Genomic DNA, 17,212 nt, shown 5'->3' on the forward strand with positions numbered 1-17,212 from the left:
TTTTGATTTTGGATTTCTGATCCTGGCTAGGATTGATATCCATAAAAGAATATTTCCTATAAATAATGTTATGATTGTGTAAAAATATCTATTTTTGCCCGGTAAACCCAACAAACAACATGACTAGAATTAGACTAACTGGAGACATGCGGTATTAGGGCAAAATTAAAATTGGCTCTATGGCCAAGGCTTTCCTTATTAAAATTGGGCTGACTGGTTGTTATTTAGTAATTGAATTGAAATAAGCTTTTTATTATTTCGTTTATTACTAAAGGGCATCATGTCACGTCAAGGCGAATGTCACTATTTAGACTAAACTAATGCTTAAAAACTGTATATGTGTAAAAACTGGCGTAGGGGAGGAATAGCGTTTTTGCTATTCGTGATATTATTAGGTCTGCAAAACATAACTCAAGCGCAGACTTATAACAATGAGTGGATTGTGAATGGCAATACTTATTATAAGTTTAAGATTGCAACAGACGGCCTCTACCGTATCACTGGTAGCAATCTGAGTGCAGCGGGACTGTCAAATCCAATTGGAGCTAATCTACAGCTATGGAGAAATGGTGTGCAAATCCCCATTTCTGTCAGTACTACTGGTGCCTTAGGCTCAACAGATTATATTGAGTTCTGGGGACAGCATAATGATGGCAGTGTAGATACCGCATTATTTAAAAATACCGCCGATCAATTAAATAAAGCCAAAAGTTTTGAAGGTGATAGTGCTACCTATTTTTTGACCATCAATGCAACAAGTCAAAATCTGAGGTATACTAATGAAGCTAATATCGCAGCAACTGAAGCGGCCGGTATGACCGCTGAACCTTATTTTTATAATACGGTTCAAAAGGAATTGGGCAGCACTTTTAATGCGGGTGCGGCAACATCTTATAATGGAGAATATGTCTATATGTCTGATTATAAGGGAAAATGTTTTGGCGTTGTGGTGCAAGGAACCAAGAATACCAGTATTACTTTTAATAATTTAAACGCTTATACAAGTGATGCAACTGTGACCGGAATAATAAGTGCCGGAATTGCTGGCGCTTCCACAGATGGCAATAATAGAAGTATTACCGTCAAGGGTACAGATGGAGCTAATACTGTAACAGCCCTGGGTAATTTTGAAGCAAAAGTGATCAACGTTAGTGGAGCGAAAATTACTTCTAGTTACACTGTTACGGTTACGAATGGAAGCAGCAATACGACGGATAAAATCAATGCGAGTTTTGTTTCCTTACACTACCCACATACTTTTGAATTTGGAGATACAACTTGTTTTGGTTTTGATCTGGGAGCTAGCTCAACTGCCCGATTATTAAACATCAGCCATTTTAATGCAAATGGTAGTATACCTGTATTATTAGACTTGACTTCTCATAAAAGATATACGGCAGTGACCAGTGGCTCAAATTATTTATTCGTTTTACCTCCTGTGGTGGATTCCAGTTCTTTTGCCTTAGTAGGACAATCAGCGAGCAGCTACGCTTCAATAACCGGCACCGCTATTACTAAAAGAGTTTTTCCTGATTACAGTAGTACGGACCAGCAGGGAGATTATCTGATTATATCCAATACAACACTTTATGGAAGCGGTGATTATGTTGCCCAGTATGCAACCTACAGAAAATCTGCTGCAGGAGGTGGATATAATCCGCATATTTATAATATTGACGACTTAGAAGATATGTTTGCCTTTGGTGTGCATTCTAGCCCATTAAGCATTATAAACTTCCTTAAATATGCGAGAAATAACTTCTCAACAACTCCTAAGTTTGTCTTTTTGATTGGTAGAGGGTTAAGCTTTAATAATTTACAGGGAGCTAATGCTGCGAATGCCGAATATCAGGCGCAAGCTTTAATTCCAACCTTTGGTTGGCCGGCATCTGATATAATGTTGGCATCAGATAATAAAGAGCCAATAGCTGCCACTGCCATTGGTCGCTTATCTGCTGTTAAACCAGATGAGGTGGCTAATTATTTAGAAAAGGTAAAAGTTTATGAATTGGCTCAGAAAACTGATGATAATACAGTAGAGAATAATGCTTGGAAAAAGAAGGTTGTGTATATTTCAGGTGGGAGTAGTACAACAGAGGATAATTTATTTAATTCTTATTTAGACGGATATCGATCTATTTTAAGTGGGGATTTATATGGAGCCTTTAGTCTTAATCTGAGTAAAGTCAATAATGATATCGGAGAGTCTGCAGATGCTGCTGCCTTTGGTAGGTATATTGAAAATGGAGTTGGTCTTATTAGTTATTATGGTCATGGCAGTAGTACAACAATTGGTTACAATCAATTAATCGACCCATCTGCCTTTAATTATAATAATCGATATCCTATTTTGGTTACTAGTGGCTGTGATGTAGGAGATTGTTATAGTTTTATGAGTGGTAGAGCGAGTACGATTAATAATATTACTGAAAGATACCTTTTAAGTAAAGAAAAAGGGAGTGTGGGATTTGTAGCTGAAACATATCTTGGAGTAACTTCTTATCTGAATATTTATAATACGTCCTTTTATAATAGTTTGGCTTCTTCCAATTACGGGAAACCTATTACTACTAGTATGGCTTTAAGTCAGGCGGATATAGTGGACAAAGCGGGAAAGAATTCTAGAGATTCAATTACTTGCTATGCGCATGCAGAGCAGACCAATTTTTTTGGTGATCCTGCTATTAGCCTTTATTATTTTAATAAACCCGATTTTGCTGTTGGACTATCTGATCTTGAGATGCCAAATGCAGCTTCCATAACTGAGGGAACCTTTCATTTAAAAGCCTATTTACATAATATTGGACAGTCAACTGGTTCTACTGTTCATGTAATTATCCAACAAAAAAGGACTAATGGAGAAGAAGTGACCTTATATAATAATAATATCTCATCCATTAAAAATATCGATTCTCTGGAATTAGATGTTCCCATCGACCCAAATAAAGATGGAGGAATGAACCAAATTACTTTAAGTATTGATGATGATAATAAATATGATGAAATAAGCGAAACGAACAATGTGGTTTCCAAGAATATTCATATGTATACCAATGGGATTACTCCTGTTTTCCCTTATCAGTATTCCATAATTCGTAAATCATCTGGAAGTGTATTTGCGTCAACTTCTAATGCGCTTGCTCCAGAAGATAATTATATAATGGAAATGGATACTACCAAGAATTTTAATTCGACAAATCTTATTTCACAAACAATTAAATCAGTAGGAGGAGTCATTTCCTTTGATCCGGGAATAATATATCAGGATAGTGTTGTTTACTATTGGCGAGTAAGCCCAGTTCCTGCTATTGGAGAGGACTATAGATGGGCTAATAGTAGTTTCCAATATATTGCTCCAAATGGGGGAGAGGGATCAGAAGGAATTGGACAATCTCACTTTATGCAGCATTTAAAATCGACATTTGATGGTATAAATATTGATACAACTGATAGGGACTGGTCATTTAAGGATAGGGATGTTTCGATGATTATAGGTCAGGCAGTGGTTGGTTCGGGGATATCAACAGGATACAGTAATTTTAAAATTATCATTGGCACTGACCCCATTTCCTCCTATTACTGCACGAAACTGAATAGTTCTCTATTATTTAATATTTTTGATCCTAATAGTTTTAAACCATACATAAATCAAAGTGTCCCTTCTACTGTTGAAACAGGCTCTATAGGCGGCTTTATGGGGGCGACTTCAGCTTGTCTAACAGGTAGTTATTCTTATGATACTGACCCCACAGGACATCCCAATACCAACAAAGGGAATTTTCAATTTAGTTATCAAACGGAAGAGGATAGAAATAAAATTGTTGATTTCATAGATTGGATCCCTAATGGTACCTATGTAGTGATGAGGCTTTTTGTAAAAGAGCCGTTTAATAATGTGTCCTTAATTGATACATGGAAAAATGATGCAAGTGGAGATGCCAATCTTTATTCTAAATTAATGGCACAGGGGCTTACATTATTAGATGATTTTACACAACCGCAAGCGGGTATTTTTATATTCCGAAAAAACAATAATTCATTGACTCCAATCCAAAAGCTTACAGGTGATGTTAATGGACAATTATTATTAACTGAAACTTTTCAAGGAAAGGACTCAATTGGTTATGTGACATCTCCTAAATTTGGACCTGCCAAACAATGGGCATCTATTCAATGGAATGGAAAAAGTAATGAGGAAATTAGTACCGATCATGCAAGTGTGGATGTTATCGGCGTTACTTCAAATGGGGCAACTAGTGTTTTGCGAACACTAAATAGTAACGAGCAAGATGTTGATATTTCTTCTATTGATGCAACTAATTATCCTTATTTGCAGCTGAGATTACGGAACGCAGATAGTATTAATTATACACCTTATGAGTTAAGATATTGGCATGTTATGTATACGCCGGTGCCGGAAGGGGCTTTGGCCGGTAATCTGGGACTCGAATTAAAAGATACTTTGGATTTAGGAGATGATTACAATTTTGCAATCGCATTCCAGAATGTTAGTAATCAAACTTATAGTGATTCAATTAAAGCTAGCATCACTATTAAAGACTCTAACAATCGGGTTTATACGATTCCAGTGAGCCGCTTAAAGCCTTTGGAACCTGGAGATACGGCTATGCTGCGTTTTGTCATTCCTGGGTACTATAGCAAGTACAATGCGGCTAATCCAACACTCAGTCCTCTGGATGTGCAGACATCTGCATTAGCAGGGAATAATACGTTGAGTATTTCTTTGAACCCGGATAATACTCCGATAGAACAAACGTTGGAAAATAATAGCCTGGTTCAGTCCTTTTATGTAAAATCAGCATCACTGCCTATTGACTTTGGCAAAGTGACTGCAACACTCGTATCTGATTATTCAGTTTCGCTTTCCTGGCATATTTTGACTTCAATAAACAGTGATTATTATATTGTACAAAGAAGTTCAGATGGTAAAACGTATCAGGAAGTTTCCAGAATAAACAGCCTGGGTGACGGGACTAACGATATTTCCTATAGTGCTTTAGATAATATCCAGTCTTTGTCAGGCCAGCCGGCAACCGTTTATTACCGCATTGTTGCAGTAGATAAAGAAGGATATAATTATTATAGTCAAATCGTAAACGTCCATCCAACTTGGCCTACCTGGACGGTAACGGTTGCGCCAAATCCGATCACGCAGGACCAATTACAGTTAATTCTTTCCTCAAAAGAAAGCACTTCTGTAATAATCAAACTTACGGACATGAGTGGCCGGGTTTTATTGAATCGATCGGTTACTGCTTCAGGCAATGGCAGAATATCCATCAATACGCCTCATCTGACGACCGGAGTTTATATTGTACAAGTGATTCAGGGTACACATACAGTATCCACCAAAGTCATCAGAAAATAAAATCTACAATAGTTTCTTAAAAAACAAAGGCCTTCAGCTAACACTGGAGGCCTTTGTTTAAAATACTTGTTTTTACTAAACGCATTCGGATAGGGATACCAAACACGAGGGATTTTAGTGGCGCAACTTTTATAAGACCATTTTCTCAAATAAGTTTTCAAAGGCCTTTGCAGGATCTATAGATCTGCCCGGGTGTATTCTTGAGCTTTGTATAATGGTGCTTCTGATGGCCGTTAACCACCTGAACCTGGATCCGGGATCTAAACGGGAGATGGGGTGGTTGATTTTTTCTCCTTTTGCTATGGCTACAAAAGAATCCAGATGCGCTTTTAATTCATCAAAATCGAGTTCTTTAGTCGTCAGGCATTGAATCCTCTTTTCATTTAAATGATACTTGCAGTCCAGATAGGAGCGTTCTTTACAATATACGATTACACCTATATTGATAAACTCCTCCCGGTCTACCCTAGGCACGAGCCGGATTATGGCATATTCATATAAGTGCAGCTCTTGCATCAATGGCTGTATTTAAAAAGATTTCAGAATGTTGTATGCGGTACCAGATAAAATCAAAATAGGTCTTCTTAACCATTTCCGGGGTATAATCAGGATCATAATCCTGCAGCCAGCTATCAGGTATCAGGTTAATGATTTCCTTAAGCTTTTCTTCGCTGATTAAAGCCTTACAAGTAGCATCTGTCTTTTCCAGTTCCGTTGCCTGGGCTAAAAGTATATGGTCTTTTATCATGGGAAAGGTGCTTTTGCTGGCCGTCTCATGCCCCGTCCAGTTGTGGTGGAAATAAAGCGCAGCTCCATGGTCAATTAGCCAGAGTTCTCTATGCCAGATGAGCATATTGGCATTTCTGGCAGTTCTGTCCATATTGGTAATTAAAGCGTCCAACCAGACAATCTTAGAGGCCATGATCGGGTCCACTTTATTAACCGAAGGGTCATACGTGATCGCACCTGCCAGATAATGCAAAGCCAGGTTTTCTCCTATACTTGCTTTGAGCAAATCCTGGATTTCCTCATCAGGTTCTGTTCTGCCAAAACTGCTGTCTAGTTGTGCGAAAACGATCTCCGGCACTTTCAGCCCCAGGACCCGTGCCAGCTCTCCGCCGATAAGCTCTGCAACCAGGGCCTTGATACCCTGACCAGCACCACGGAACTTAACGACATAAGTAAAGTCGTCATCGGCCTCTGCAATAGCAGGCAGAGAACCTCCTTCCTTCAAAGGGGTTACATAGCGTGTAACTTGTACCGTTCTGATTTCAATCATACTATATTTATCAGTGTGTCTTACTGCTTAGTTAGCATATGAGCCGTGTGTTTTTGTACGCACAGCTCATAAGATAAATAGTCGTTCAGTCACTATATTGTTAGCATTAGAGGCTCAACTCTGAAATAATTCCTTCAATTTTTGCATTGAGGGATTCCAGTTTGCTGTCAAAAGCCTCTTTTGATTCCAGCGGCGTCTGCACACTAAAATAAAATTTAATTTTAGGTTCAGTACCGGAAGGACGCGCAGAGATTTTCGTGCCGTCTGCCAGGATAAACTGCAATACATTGCTTTTGGGAAGATCGATGTCCCAGCTTTCTCCACTTGAAAGGTTTTTACCTTTTTTAAGCTGATAGTCCAGTAACTGAACGACCTGGGAGCCGTTCAGGGACTTAGGCGGATGCTCTCTGAAACCCTGCATCATTTCAGCAATTTCTTCCTGTCCGCGCATTCCTTTACGGGTAATGCTTTTGAGTTTCTCATAAAATAAGCCGTATTCTATATACAGTTCAATGAGTTTGTCATATAAAGTCTTTCCCTGGTTTTTTTCGTAGGCTGCCATTTCACATAATAGCGCCACAGCAGAAACGGCGTCTTTATCACGCACCTGATCGCCGATCATCAGTCCGAAGGACTCTTCGCCGCCAATAATATAATGTTCCTTGCCGGCTCTATCGCGGATCATTTCGGCAATCCACTTAAAACCGGTGAGTACATTATAGCAATGAACCTGATTGTTTGCGGCAATTTTATCAATCATGTCGGTGGTAACAATGGTTTTTACGACCATATCATCCGGACGGGCGATCTTTTTCGCTTTTCTGGATTCCATAATATAAGTGAAGGCTAATACAGCCGTCTGATTGCCATTCATCAAAACCCATTCACCCTTATGGTTTTTAATGCCGATACCCACTCTGTCGGCGTCCGGATCGGTACCCAGCAGGATATCCGCATCTAATTCTTTAGCCAGTTTTAAGCCCAGGCTCATCGCTTCAGACTCTTCAGGATTAGGGTAGACGACTGTCGGGAAATTCCCATTGGGAACTTTTTGTTCTTCCACAATATGTACATTCTCAAAGCCAAAAGTCTTCAGTACATCCGGTACCAGTTTGATGCCGGAACCATGAATCGGGGTGTAAACAATTTTCAGATCTTTTTGCTGCTCGATGGCATCCGGATAAACGCTCAGACCTTTCACCATCTGGATATAAGCCTGGTCAACCTGCTGGCCGATAATTTCAATGAGGGATTCACCACCGGTAAATTTAACGTCTTCAATATTTTTAATCTTGGCTACCTCATCCATGACATTGATGTCATGTGGAGGAACCAGCTGGGCGCCATCATCCCAATAAGCTTTATAGCCATTATATTCTTTTGGATTATGGGAGGCGGTACAAACGACACCCCCCTGACATCCTAAATGGCGGATAGCAAAAGAGAGCTCCGGCGTAGGACGCAGATCATCAAATAAATAGACTTTAATGCCATTGGCTGCAAATACGCCTGCGGCTGTTTCTGCAAAAAAACGACTGTTATTGCGAGGGTCATGTGCCAGGGCTACCTTAATTTCTTTGCCTGGAAAGGATTTGTTCAGATAGTTGGCAAATCCCTGAGTGGCCATACCGACCGTATATTTATTCATCCGGTTGGTGCCAACTCCCATAATGCCTCTGAGGCCACCGGTTCCAAATTCCAGATCTTTATAAAAGGCTTCCGTTAAATCATCCGGATTTTCTGTCTGTAATCTTCTGATCTCCGCCTTGGTCTGATCATCATAATTGCCATTCAGCCAGCTGTCAATTTTTGCCTGAACATGCTGCTGGATTTGTGCATCTGTATTTTCTGCCATAATCTTAGGGATTAAATCGTTTAAGAATATTAAGGGTTTTGTTTTTTGTCGATTGTCTGAACAAAGGTCCGTTGCGTCTTTTGCTATATTTTATTTGGTTTTTCCGTGTCAAAAATAACGCCTGTTATCTCTGCATTTTCTATTTCTACCCGGATATGATCCTGTCCGGTGGTTGCCAGTGAGAGACCGATATAATCCGGTTTAATGGGAAAAAGCCGGTGCATGCGTTCAATCATTACCAGCGTCTGGATCCTTCTGGGGTGATATTCCAGCAAAGGCTTCGTTGCATACAGCAAAGTCTTTCCCGAGTTACTGACATCATCGATAATGATGATATTTTTCTGGTTAAAATCCATCGGTTCAGACAGCGTCACCGTTCCGGGATGAATTTTGTCCAGACTAACGGTCAGTATTTTAATGGTAGTGGAAATATACTGCCGGATAAAACCTTCCAGCTGTCTGGCCATGGCAGTACCGTTTTGCTCCACGCCAATCAACACCAGCTCCGCGGTGTCATCTCCTAAATTTTCTGCAATTTCAAGGGCCATCCGGTGTAATTTTTCCCGGGCGGAACTTTTGCTTAATATCGAATCTTTTGCCATCATAATGCTTATAAATAAATGACCTTGAATCCATTTTCTAAAGGTCGCATTTTTTTAGAAACTGTTTGAGGCCCTAAAATTAGTATATATCAGTTATAATCTGCTATAACATTCATAATTATAGGCTATCTTAGCGCATCAACTAAAATGTATGCATATTATATCTCAGTTTTTATTTGTCGTGCTTTTTGCGGTGGCCATATGGCAGTTTACTAAAAAATGCAGACAAATAAAAAGAAATATTAATCTTGGCCGGGATAAAAAAATAACCGACCGTAAATCTGAGCGAATTAAAAATGTACTGCTGCTGGCGCTGGGGCAGAAAAAAATGTTCCGCAATCCACTAGTGGCTATTCTGCACTTATTTGTTTATGGTGGTTTTATAATCATTAATATAGAAATACTGGAAATTATTCTGGATGGGCTCTTAGGGTATCACCGCCTGTTTTCCGGCATCGGCGGTCTGTATATCTTTTTGATTAATGCTTTTGAAGTATTGGCCTTCCTGGTGCTGGCAAGCTGTGCCATATTTCTGGTTCGAAGAAACATCTTAAAGGTTAAAAGACTGGTTTCTTCAGATCTGAATGGCTGGCCCCATGATGATGCCAATTATATCCTGATTGCAGAGATTACCCTGATGTCCCTGTTTTTAATCATGAATAGCTGCGACACCATCCTTGCCGGCAGAGGGGTGGGGGAATACGTCAATACCCCAACGACGCATTTTTTGATCTCCGGTGTCCTCCATGGATTATTTAATGGGTTGAGTAGTAGTGCTTTAATTGCGATAGAACGCAGTTGTTGGTGGCTGCATATTATAGGCATACTGGCTTTCATGAACTATCTTCCCTATTCCAAGCATTTACATATTATTCTGGCCTTTCCCAATGCGTATTATGCCAGCCTGGAGCCGAAAGGAGAGATGCCTAATATGCCAGATATCCAAAAAGAAGTATTAATGGCGATGGAACCGGACGCTCCCGCAGCGCAGCCTGAACTGGATCAGGATGGGCAGCCGCTGCCGCCACAGCCATTCGGCGCTAAAGATATCTTTGACCTGAGCTGGAAAAATCTGATGGATGCCTACAGCTGTACGGAATGCGGCCGCTGTACCCAGGCCTGTCCTGCAGCCGGTACGGGCAAGGCATTAAGTCCCCGGCTGATCATGATGAAAACCAGGGACCGGGTTGAAGAAGTGGGTAAAAATATTCAGAAAAACAAGACCTTTCAGCAAGACGGCAAAAGCCTGATGTATGATTACATTACGGTTGAAGAATTAAATGCCTGTACCACCTGTAATGCCTGTGTGGAAGAATGTCCGGTCAGTATATCGCCGCTGGATATCATCTTTCAGTTGCGTCGTTTCCTGGTCATGGAAGAAAGCAAGGCACCTCAGGAATGGAACAGTATGTTCCAGAATATAGAAAACAACTTTGCGCCGTGGCAGTTCTCGCCCGATGACAGAGACCGGTGGATGCAGGAAGCATAATTCAGGGTATATGATCCGGTCTGGCTGTCCGGTCATTAATATGCAAGTATGATGGAGCAGCAAATAGAAATCTACAGTATAGATACGGAATTATTTAAACTGGACGGCGGGGCCATGTTCGGGGTCGTACCTAAAAGTCTATGGGAGAAAAGCCTGCCGGCGGATGCGCATAATATGTGTGATCTGGCCATGCGCCTGCTGCTGATAAAAGAGGGGAGTCGCTTAATTCTGATCGATACGGGCATTGGTAATAAACAGGACGAAAAGTTTTTCTCCAGGTATCATTTACACGGTCCGGATACCTTAGATCAATCCTTACAAAAAATCGGATATAACCGCTCCGACATCACGGATGTATTTTTAACGCATCTGCATTTTGATCATGTAGGGGGCGCTGTCCAAAAGGAGGATACCGGACATCTGACCCTAAGTTTTCCAAATGCGACCTACTGGTCCAATCAACTGCACTGGGACTGGGCCGCTAACCCCAATGCCCGGGAAAAAGCCTCCTTTTTACCGGAAAATCTACTTCCTATTGAAAACAGCGGCCGTTTAAAATTTTTACCGACCCAATATCCAAATTCAGATAAAATTTTAATTAAGCATGATAATGGACATGATTTCAGCGAATTAGGTAAATCGTGGACCAGCGATTTACTCCCTTTTACCGAGCACATAAGCTACCAGGTCGTAGGTGGTCACACCCGGGGCATGATGGTGCCTTATATAAAAATCGGAAGCAGGACCTTGGTATATGTTACGGATCTGATTCCAACCGCCAGCCATTTTCCACTACCTTATATCGCCAGCTTTGATGTATTTCCATTAATGGCCATGGCGGAAAAAGAGGCTTTTTTGCAAAAAGCCCTGGAGGAGCAATATATAATATTTTTTGAACACGATGCTGTAAATCAGTGCTGTACCGTTAAAATTAATGAAAAAGGCAAGGTAGTTCCCCGTGAAATCTTTACTTTGGATAAATTACCCGGTCAAAGTTGACAAGATAATAACAAAAGAGCGCTAAGAAAACCCTTAAATGCCCTTAAAAGATGATGATGACAAGAAAGTACAACCTGTTTGCACTCGGCATAAGTATTACCTTTTTATGTATGGCCAGCTGTTCCAGAGGCACGGTTCCGGGACGTATTGACCGGCTTAAGGCCGAAAGAGATCTGGCGATGGGTGGCGGAGCCTCCGGCGAAACGGCCACAGATAAACCGGTAGAGCTTGGTAAAAAGTCTAAGAAAAGTAAATCCAAAAAGAGCAAGTCCACCGCCTCCAACCACCATACAGTGGAAAAGCTGCCGCAACCGGTTAAGGCGGACCCATTTTTAGTGGATACGGCCTTTGCCAATCAGACTTATGATAAGCTGACCCAGGATTATGCAGATACCATCCTTGCCAAACCTGCGGAGCGTATTAAAGATGTTCAATACGGGGAGGCCTTTGTCGGCACGACTAACTTTAATTTGCGTAAACCGCAATATGTGATTATTCACCATACCTCTCAGAATTCTCTAAAACAGACCGTATATACCTTTACCTTGGAAAGAACCCAGGTAAGCGCCCATTATGTGATCAGCAGAGACGGTACCGTCCAGCATATGCTTAATGATTATCTCAGGGCCTGGCAGGCCGGCAAAGGCAGATGGAATAATATTGACGACATGAACTCCTGTTCCATTGGCATTGAACTGGATAACAATGGGGTAGAGCCTTTTACGGACAAGCAGATTGACGCTTTGTTAAAGGTGCTGCAGGCACTTAAAGAACGTTTCGCTATTCCGCAGTCTAATTTTATAGGCCATGGGGATTATGCCCCGGTTCGAAAAAATGACCCCAATGTCAATTTCCCCTGGGCTAAACTGGCCAGCAAAGGGTTTGGCTATTGGTATGGTGACACGACCGGTGTGGAGGTACCCAAGGATTTCAATGAGTACCTTGCCCTGCGCATTATTGGTTATGACGTCTCTGATGTCAGTAAAGCCATCATCGCCTTCAGAAGACATTTCTGTGGAATAGAATCCACCGCAAAAGTCTTGTCACCGGCAGAAAGAAAGGTCTTGTATAAATTGTATACTAAATACCTGTAATATTTAAAAGGAATTTAAAATGCAGCTCATTCAGAGCTGCATTTTAATTGAAGTGCTTTGATCACTCAATAGATTAATATAAAGCGGCGATGGTGGTTTCGTCCTTTAAGGGTGACTTTATTAGTAGCCTGCGTGTATGGCCCCTGGGCTGCGGCATGGTAAGCAGCGCCCGGCCTGATCCGGCAGGCTCACCGGATGGCCACGCCGGGGATCAGCGCACTGAAGGCAGGTCTAGTGCTTGTTAATGAGCTTGTTAAGGAAGAAGTCTTCGGGGAAAACCTGGTACTTAGCCCTTATTTTTGACAGGCTTATTTATTTGGGTCATAAAAGTCACTTATTTTTGTAAGGGTCAGGTTAAAAAGCGCGGTTATTTTTATAACCCATCAAGAACTAATAAGTAAACAAATCATTGATTGGCAGGTACCGTCCTGCGTTCAGCGTATTGAAGCATTCTATGGCGAAAATTAAAAAAGCCTTTTTTTGTAATAGTTGCGGTTATGAGAGCCCCAAATGGCTGGGCAAGTGTCCCAGTTGTGGTAACTGGAACACTTTTGTGGAAGAAGTGATTCAGACAGGAGCCAACCCGTCTCAGGCGACCAGTTGGGGAGACTATCATCAACCTGCAGACCAGCCATCTGCAACAGGCAACAGCGGCAAAAGTAAGGGTACCAAAATCGTGACCCTGGATCAGATTCAGACCAGGGAAGAGGCCCGTATTCAGGCCGCAGATGCAGAAATCAACCGGGTATTGGGGGGAGGTATTGTACCGGGTTCCATTGTGCTGGTAGCGGGTGAACCGGGTATCGGCAAGAGTACTTTATTTTTACAGGCAGGGCTGGAACTCAGTAATTACCGGGTTTTATATATCAGCGGTGAAGAAAGCGAGCAGCAGATAAAAATGCGGGCTGCCCGCATCAGTAGCCAAAATGACCAGTTCTATTTACTGACAGAGACGGTTACCCAGGAAATCTTTAAGGAAATCCGTAAATTAAAACCAGAGGTTTTAATTGTAGATTCCATACAAACCCTGCAGTCCAATATTATTGAGTCTTCTCCGGGCTCCATATCCCAGATCAGGGAATGTGCCGCTGAGTTTCAAAGGTTTGCCAAAGAAACGAATACGCCTGTTTTTTTAATCGGACATATTACCAAAGACGGCTCCATTGCAGGACCTAAAATTTTGGAACATATGGTGGATACCGTCCTGCAGTTTGAGGGGGACCGCCATTATGCCTACCGGATACTCAGAACCTTAAAAAACAGGTTTGGCTCTACCGCTGAACTGGGTATCTATGAGATGACAGCTACCGGGATGCGTCCGGTAAGCAATCCTTCAGAGATTCTGATTACCCAGAAAACCGAGGAGTTAAGTGGCAGTGCCATTGCCGCCAGTATGGAAGGCATGCGCCCCTTACTGCTCGAAGTCCAGGCGCTGGTAACGCAGAGCGTCTATGGCACCCCGCAAAGAACGGTCAGCGGCTTTGACCTAAGAAGGTTGCAGCTACTGCTCGCTGTGCTGGAAAAACGAGGCGGATTTTTATTTGGCATGAAAGACGTCTTTATTAATATCGCCGGCGGTCTGAAGGTGGAAGACCCGTCCATAGATCTGGCCGTTATCTCGGCTTTACTCTCTTCCTATGAAGATAAACCGCTGCCGCCAACCATCTGTTTTGCCGGAGAAGTGGGGCTGAACGGCGAAATTCGCGCAGTCAACCGGATCGAACAGCGGGTCCAGGAGGCAGAGAAGCTGGGATTTGAACAGATCATCGTCTCCAAATACAATAAAAAGGGTTTTGATCAGCAGGTTAAGGGTATAAAAGTGACGGCGCTCGGCAAAGTTGAAGAACTTTATGATCTGCTATTTAGAGATTAATCACAAAAAAATAAAAACTTATAGTATTTTAGCCACCTCATTATACAAAACTTTAAAATTTATTCATGCAAAACAACCAAACCATGCAGAAAACTCAATGGGGACAGTTCTTAGTCCTGATTATTGTTTTCTTCTTCTGGGGCTTTGTGGCCGCCAGCAATGACATCCTGATTCCCGTCTTTAAAGAGAATCTGCACTTATCCCAGGCGCATAGCCAGATGGTCTCTTTTGCCTTTTATTTTGCCTATACGGTAGGCTCTATCATCTTTATGGTGATCAGTGAAACCCGTAAAAAAGACTTGTTACAGGATTTAGGATATAAAAACGGTATTTCTGTGGGCTTGATTATCTCTGCCCTGGGAACCCTGCTGTTTTTTCCTGCAGCCCAGACATCTTCCTTCCCCCTGTTTATCTCAGGACTGTTTATCGTAGGGCTGGGTTTTGCCTTGCAACAGATAGCCGCCAACCCACTGGCGGTGATTATGGGAGACCCTAAAACCGGTTCTCAGCGTTTAAGCCTGGCGGGTGGTATTAATAACTTCGGTACCACGATCGGCCCCCTGATTGTCAGTTTTGCCATTTTCGGTTCTGTCACTGGAGATCACTCCCACGCTTCCATCAGCAGTATTAAGGTTCCGTATCTGGTGCTGGGTGCTGCCTTTATCCTGGTAGCCATTATCTTTAAGTTCTCGAGTGTGCCTAATAAGATCAATCTGGAAGAAGTAGCCGAAGAAGAAGCTGCAGATGATTCCAAGGTGCTGCACAGATCCAGCGTTTTTAAATACCCGCAGTTAGTGCTGGGTATGGTGGCCCTGTTTTTATATGTTGGGGTGGAAGTATCCACGGCCTCTAACCTGCCGGAGTTCATGAAAGAGCATTTAGGAACGGCTACAGAAAATATCGCACCTTTTGTATCCTTATACTGGGCGAGCCTTATGATCGGCCGTTGGACAGGGTCCATTGGAGCCTTTGATATCTCTCAGGGAGCTAAAGGCGTCTTAAGAGTACTGATGCCTTATATCGCTTTTGGGGTGTTCTTAGCCGTCAATAAAATAGCCCAGCATGACGTTACTCCTTTTTACATCTATGTGATTATCATCCTGGGGCTGATTATCTGTGATTTCTTAAGTAAGGGTAATCCGGCACGTCAGCTGTTGATTTTCAGTTTCATGGGAATCATTGCCTTGCTGATCGGTATTTTTGCCGATGGTATGGTCAGCGTCTATGCCTTTATCAGCGTAGGTCTGTTCTGCTCTACTTTATGGCCTTGTATTTTCACCCTGGGTATCGCTGGGCTGGGTAAATACACCAATAAAGGCTCTAGTCTGTTGATTATGATGATTATGGGGGGTGGTGTGATGAGCCTTTTCCAGGGTTTTCTGGCTTCTCCCGATATCCTGGGCATCCAGCATAGTTACTTCATTCCGGTCTGTTGTTTCGCTTATCTGGCCTTCTACGCCTGGAGAGTTAAAAAAATATTAGCAAGTCAGGGCATCGATTATGACGTAAAAGTCAGCGGCGGGCATTAACTTTGCAGGCAATCTGGTTTTACGCTAATTTAACCCGTTTAATCTAAAAGCAATCATCGTAAAAACAACTATGTTATCTATTCCTATTTCACAACAAATGGCCATTGGTATTGATATCGGTGGGACCAACACGGTATTTGGTATAGTAGACCACAGAGGCGAAATCGCTTACCGTGGGGCAATCTCAACAAAAAAGCACGACAATGTCGACGATTATATAGAGGAACTGTATAATGCGATTATGCCGGCCCTCAATCAGTTTGGCAGTGACAAACTGGTCAGAGGTATTGGTATTGGTGCTCCTAATGGCAACTACTATAACGGCAATATCGAATACGCACCGAATTTGCCCTGGAAAGGAAAAATTCCGCTGGCCTCTTTGATTCAGCAGAAATTCAATCTGCCTTCAGCCCTGACCAATGATGCCAACGCGGCAGCAGTGGGAGAGATGACCTATGGCGCTGCCAAGGGCATGAAGGATTTTATCATGATTACCCTGGGTACCGGGGTGGGCAGCGGTATTGTGGTAAACGGAGAAATGGTGTACGGCCATGACGGTTTTGCCGGTGAGCTGGGCCATACCATTATTATACCTGGCGGACGCAAGCACTGGTCTACCGGAGCAGAAGGGTCCTTGGAAACCTACGCCTCCGCAACAGGTGTCAGCCTGACGGCCATAGAGCTGCTCAAAAACAATCCGGACAAACCCAGTATTCTCAGGCATTATGAAGAAAACGAGATAGATAGCCGTCTAGTCTATGACTGCGCTATTCAGGGAGATGATATCGCCCGCGATACCTATACCTTTACCGGTGAAATCCTGGGTAAGGCACTGGCTAACTTTGTGATGTTTTCTTCTCCGGAAGCCATCATCTTGTTTGGCGGATTATGTAAGGCAGGTGCCCTAATTTTCCAGCCTGCTAAAAGGGTGATGGAAGAGAACCTTTTGCCGATCTATAAAAATAAAGTGCAGATTATCCCCAGTGAACTTAAAGAATCTGACGCCGCCATTCTGGGTGCCAGTGCACTGGTCTGGGAATTAAAATAAGCTGCTGTTTATTTATAAAATACAGAAATGTGAACAGCATAACGCTTCATTAACA

At 42.3% G+C, this 17,212-nt stretch carries 11 protein-coding genes; 7 read left to right on the top strand and 4 right to left on the bottom strand.

Going from position 1 to position 17,212, the window contains the following annotated elements; genetic code table 11:
• The first annotated feature begins 337 nt into the window (after nt 1-337).
• Nucleotides 338-5,389: a putative type IX secretion system sortase PorU2 gene (porU2, locus tag BLU80_RS02325; protein WP_091392843.1), complete on the top strand. Its 5,052-nt coding sequence runs from the start codon at nt 338-340 to the stop codon at nt 5,387-5,389.
• 129 nt (nt 5,390-5,518) lie between these two features.
• Here the strand turns inward: porU2 and BLU80_RS02330 are convergent, their stop codons facing one another.
• The 4 genes from BLU80_RS02330 to BLU80_RS02345 form a co-directional block, all read right to left on the bottom strand.
• Complete coding sequence (locus tag BLU80_RS02330; RefSeq protein ID WP_091392845.1) at nt 5,519-5,905, bottom strand: DUF3037 domain-containing protein; 387 nt, start codon at nt 5,903-5,905, stop codon at nt 5,519-5,521.
• Nucleotides 5,883-6,668 (bottom strand): HipA family kinase, encoded by a 786-nt coding sequence (locus BLU80_RS02335; RefSeq protein ID WP_091392847.1) that lies wholly within the window; start codon nt 6,666-6,668, stop codon nt 5,883-5,885. Before BLU80_RS02335 ends, BLU80_RS02330 begins: the two co-directional genes overlap by 23 nt.
• Nucleotides 6,669-6,774: 106 nt before the next feature.
• On the bottom strand, nt 6,775-8,523 hold the full coding sequence (locus BLU80_RS02340; protein ID WP_091392849.1) for a phospho-sugar mutase: 1,749 nt from the start codon (nt 8,521-8,523) through the stop codon (nt 6,775-6,777).
• An 83-nt stretch (nt 8,524-8,606) separates the two neighbouring features.
• Entirely contained in the window at nt 8,607-9,128 is a 522-nt protein-coding gene (locus BLU80_RS02345; protein ID WP_244518685.1) for a phosphoribosyltransferase family protein, read from the bottom strand.
• Between the two features lie 148 nt (nt 9,129-9,276).
• Between BLU80_RS02345 and BLU80_RS02350 the strand changes: the two genes are divergently transcribed.
• The 6 genes from BLU80_RS02350 to BLU80_RS02375 all read left to right on the top strand — a co-directional run bounded on the left by BLU80_RS02350 (nt 9,277) and on the right by BLU80_RS02375 (nt 17,157).
• Nucleotides 9,277-10,614, top strand: coding sequence for a 4Fe-4S dicluster domain-containing protein (locus tag BLU80_RS02350; RefSeq protein ID WP_091392851.1), 1,338 nt, complete (start codon nt 9,277-9,279; stop codon nt 10,612-10,614).
• A gap of 48 nt (nt 10,615-10,662) precedes the next feature.
• The gene (locus BLU80_RS02355) at nt 10,663-11,613 is read left to right on the top strand and encodes an MBL fold metallo-hydrolase (RefSeq protein WP_244518688.1); all 951 of its coding nucleotides are present in this window, start codon (nt 10,663-10,665) and stop codon (nt 11,611-11,613) included.
• Between the two features lie 50 nt (nt 11,614-11,663).
• A complete protein-coding gene (locus tag BLU80_RS02360) occupies nt 11,664-12,707 on the top strand; it encodes an N-acetylmuramoyl-L-alanine amidase (RefSeq protein WP_211481727.1) in 1,044 nt (347 codons plus the stop codon).
• 454 nt (nt 12,708-13,161) lie between these two features.
• Entirely contained in the window at nt 13,162-14,580 is a 1,419-nt protein-coding gene (radA, locus tag BLU80_RS02365; RefSeq protein WP_091393591.1) for a DNA repair protein RadA, read from the top strand.
• 65 nt (nt 14,581-14,645) lie between these two features.
• Complete coding sequence (locus tag BLU80_RS02370; protein WP_091392854.1) at nt 14,646-16,109, top strand: MFS transporter; 1,464 nt, start codon at nt 14,646-14,648, stop codon at nt 16,107-16,109.
• A gap of 70 nt (nt 16,110-16,179) precedes the next feature.
• Entirely contained in the window at nt 16,180-17,157 is a 978-nt protein-coding gene (locus tag BLU80_RS02375; protein WP_091392855.1) for an ROK family protein, read from the top strand.
• The last annotated feature ends 55 nt before the right edge of the window (nt 17,158-17,212 follow it).

This window comes from Arachidicoccus rhizosphaerae, from assembly GCF_900107765.1.
Taxonomy (GTDB): Bacteria; Bacteroidota; Bacteroidia; order Chitinophagales; family Chitinophagaceae; genus Arachidicoccus; species Arachidicoccus rhizosphaerae.

Bases quoted from the DNA above. Each gene is read 5' to 3' on its own strand.
- porU2 (WP_091392843.1), top strand. From the start codon at position 338: ATGTGTAAAAACTGGCGTAGGGGAGGAATAGCGTTTTTGCTATTCGTG.
- BLU80_RS02330 (WP_091392845.1), bottom strand. From the start codon at position 5,905: ATGCAAGAGCTGCACTTATATGAATATGCCATAATCCGGCTCGTGCCT.
- BLU80_RS02335 (WP_091392847.1), bottom strand. From the start codon at position 6,668: ATGATTGAAATCAGAACGGTACAAGTTACACGCTATGTAACCCCTTTG.
- BLU80_RS02340 (WP_091392849.1), bottom strand. From the start codon at position 8,523: ATGGCAGAAAATACAGATGCACAAATCCAGCAGCATGTTCAGGCAAAA.
- BLU80_RS02345 (WP_244518685.1), bottom strand. From the start codon at position 9,128: ATGATGGCAAAAGATTCGATATTAAGCAAAAGTTCCGCCCGGGAAAAA.
- BLU80_RS02350 (WP_091392851.1), top strand. From the start codon at position 9,277: ATGCATATTATATCTCAGTTTTTATTTGTCGTGCTTTTTGCGGTGGCC.
- BLU80_RS02355 (WP_244518688.1), top strand. From the start codon at position 10,663: ATGATGGAGCAGCAAATAGAAATCTACAGTATAGATACGGAATTATTT.
- BLU80_RS02360 (WP_211481727.1), top strand. From the start codon at position 11,664: ATGATGATGACAAGAAAGTACAACCTGTTTGCACTCGGCATAAGTATT.
- radA (WP_091393591.1), top strand. From the start codon at position 13,162: ATGGCGAAAATTAAAAAAGCCTTTTTTTGTAATAGTTGCGGTTATGAG.
- BLU80_RS02370 (WP_091392854.1), top strand. From the start codon at position 14,646: ATGCAAAACAACCAAACCATGCAGAAAACTCAATGGGGACAGTTCTTA.
- BLU80_RS02375 (WP_091392855.1), top strand. From the start codon at position 16,180: ATGTTATCTATTCCTATTTCACAACAAATGGCCATTGGTATTGATATC.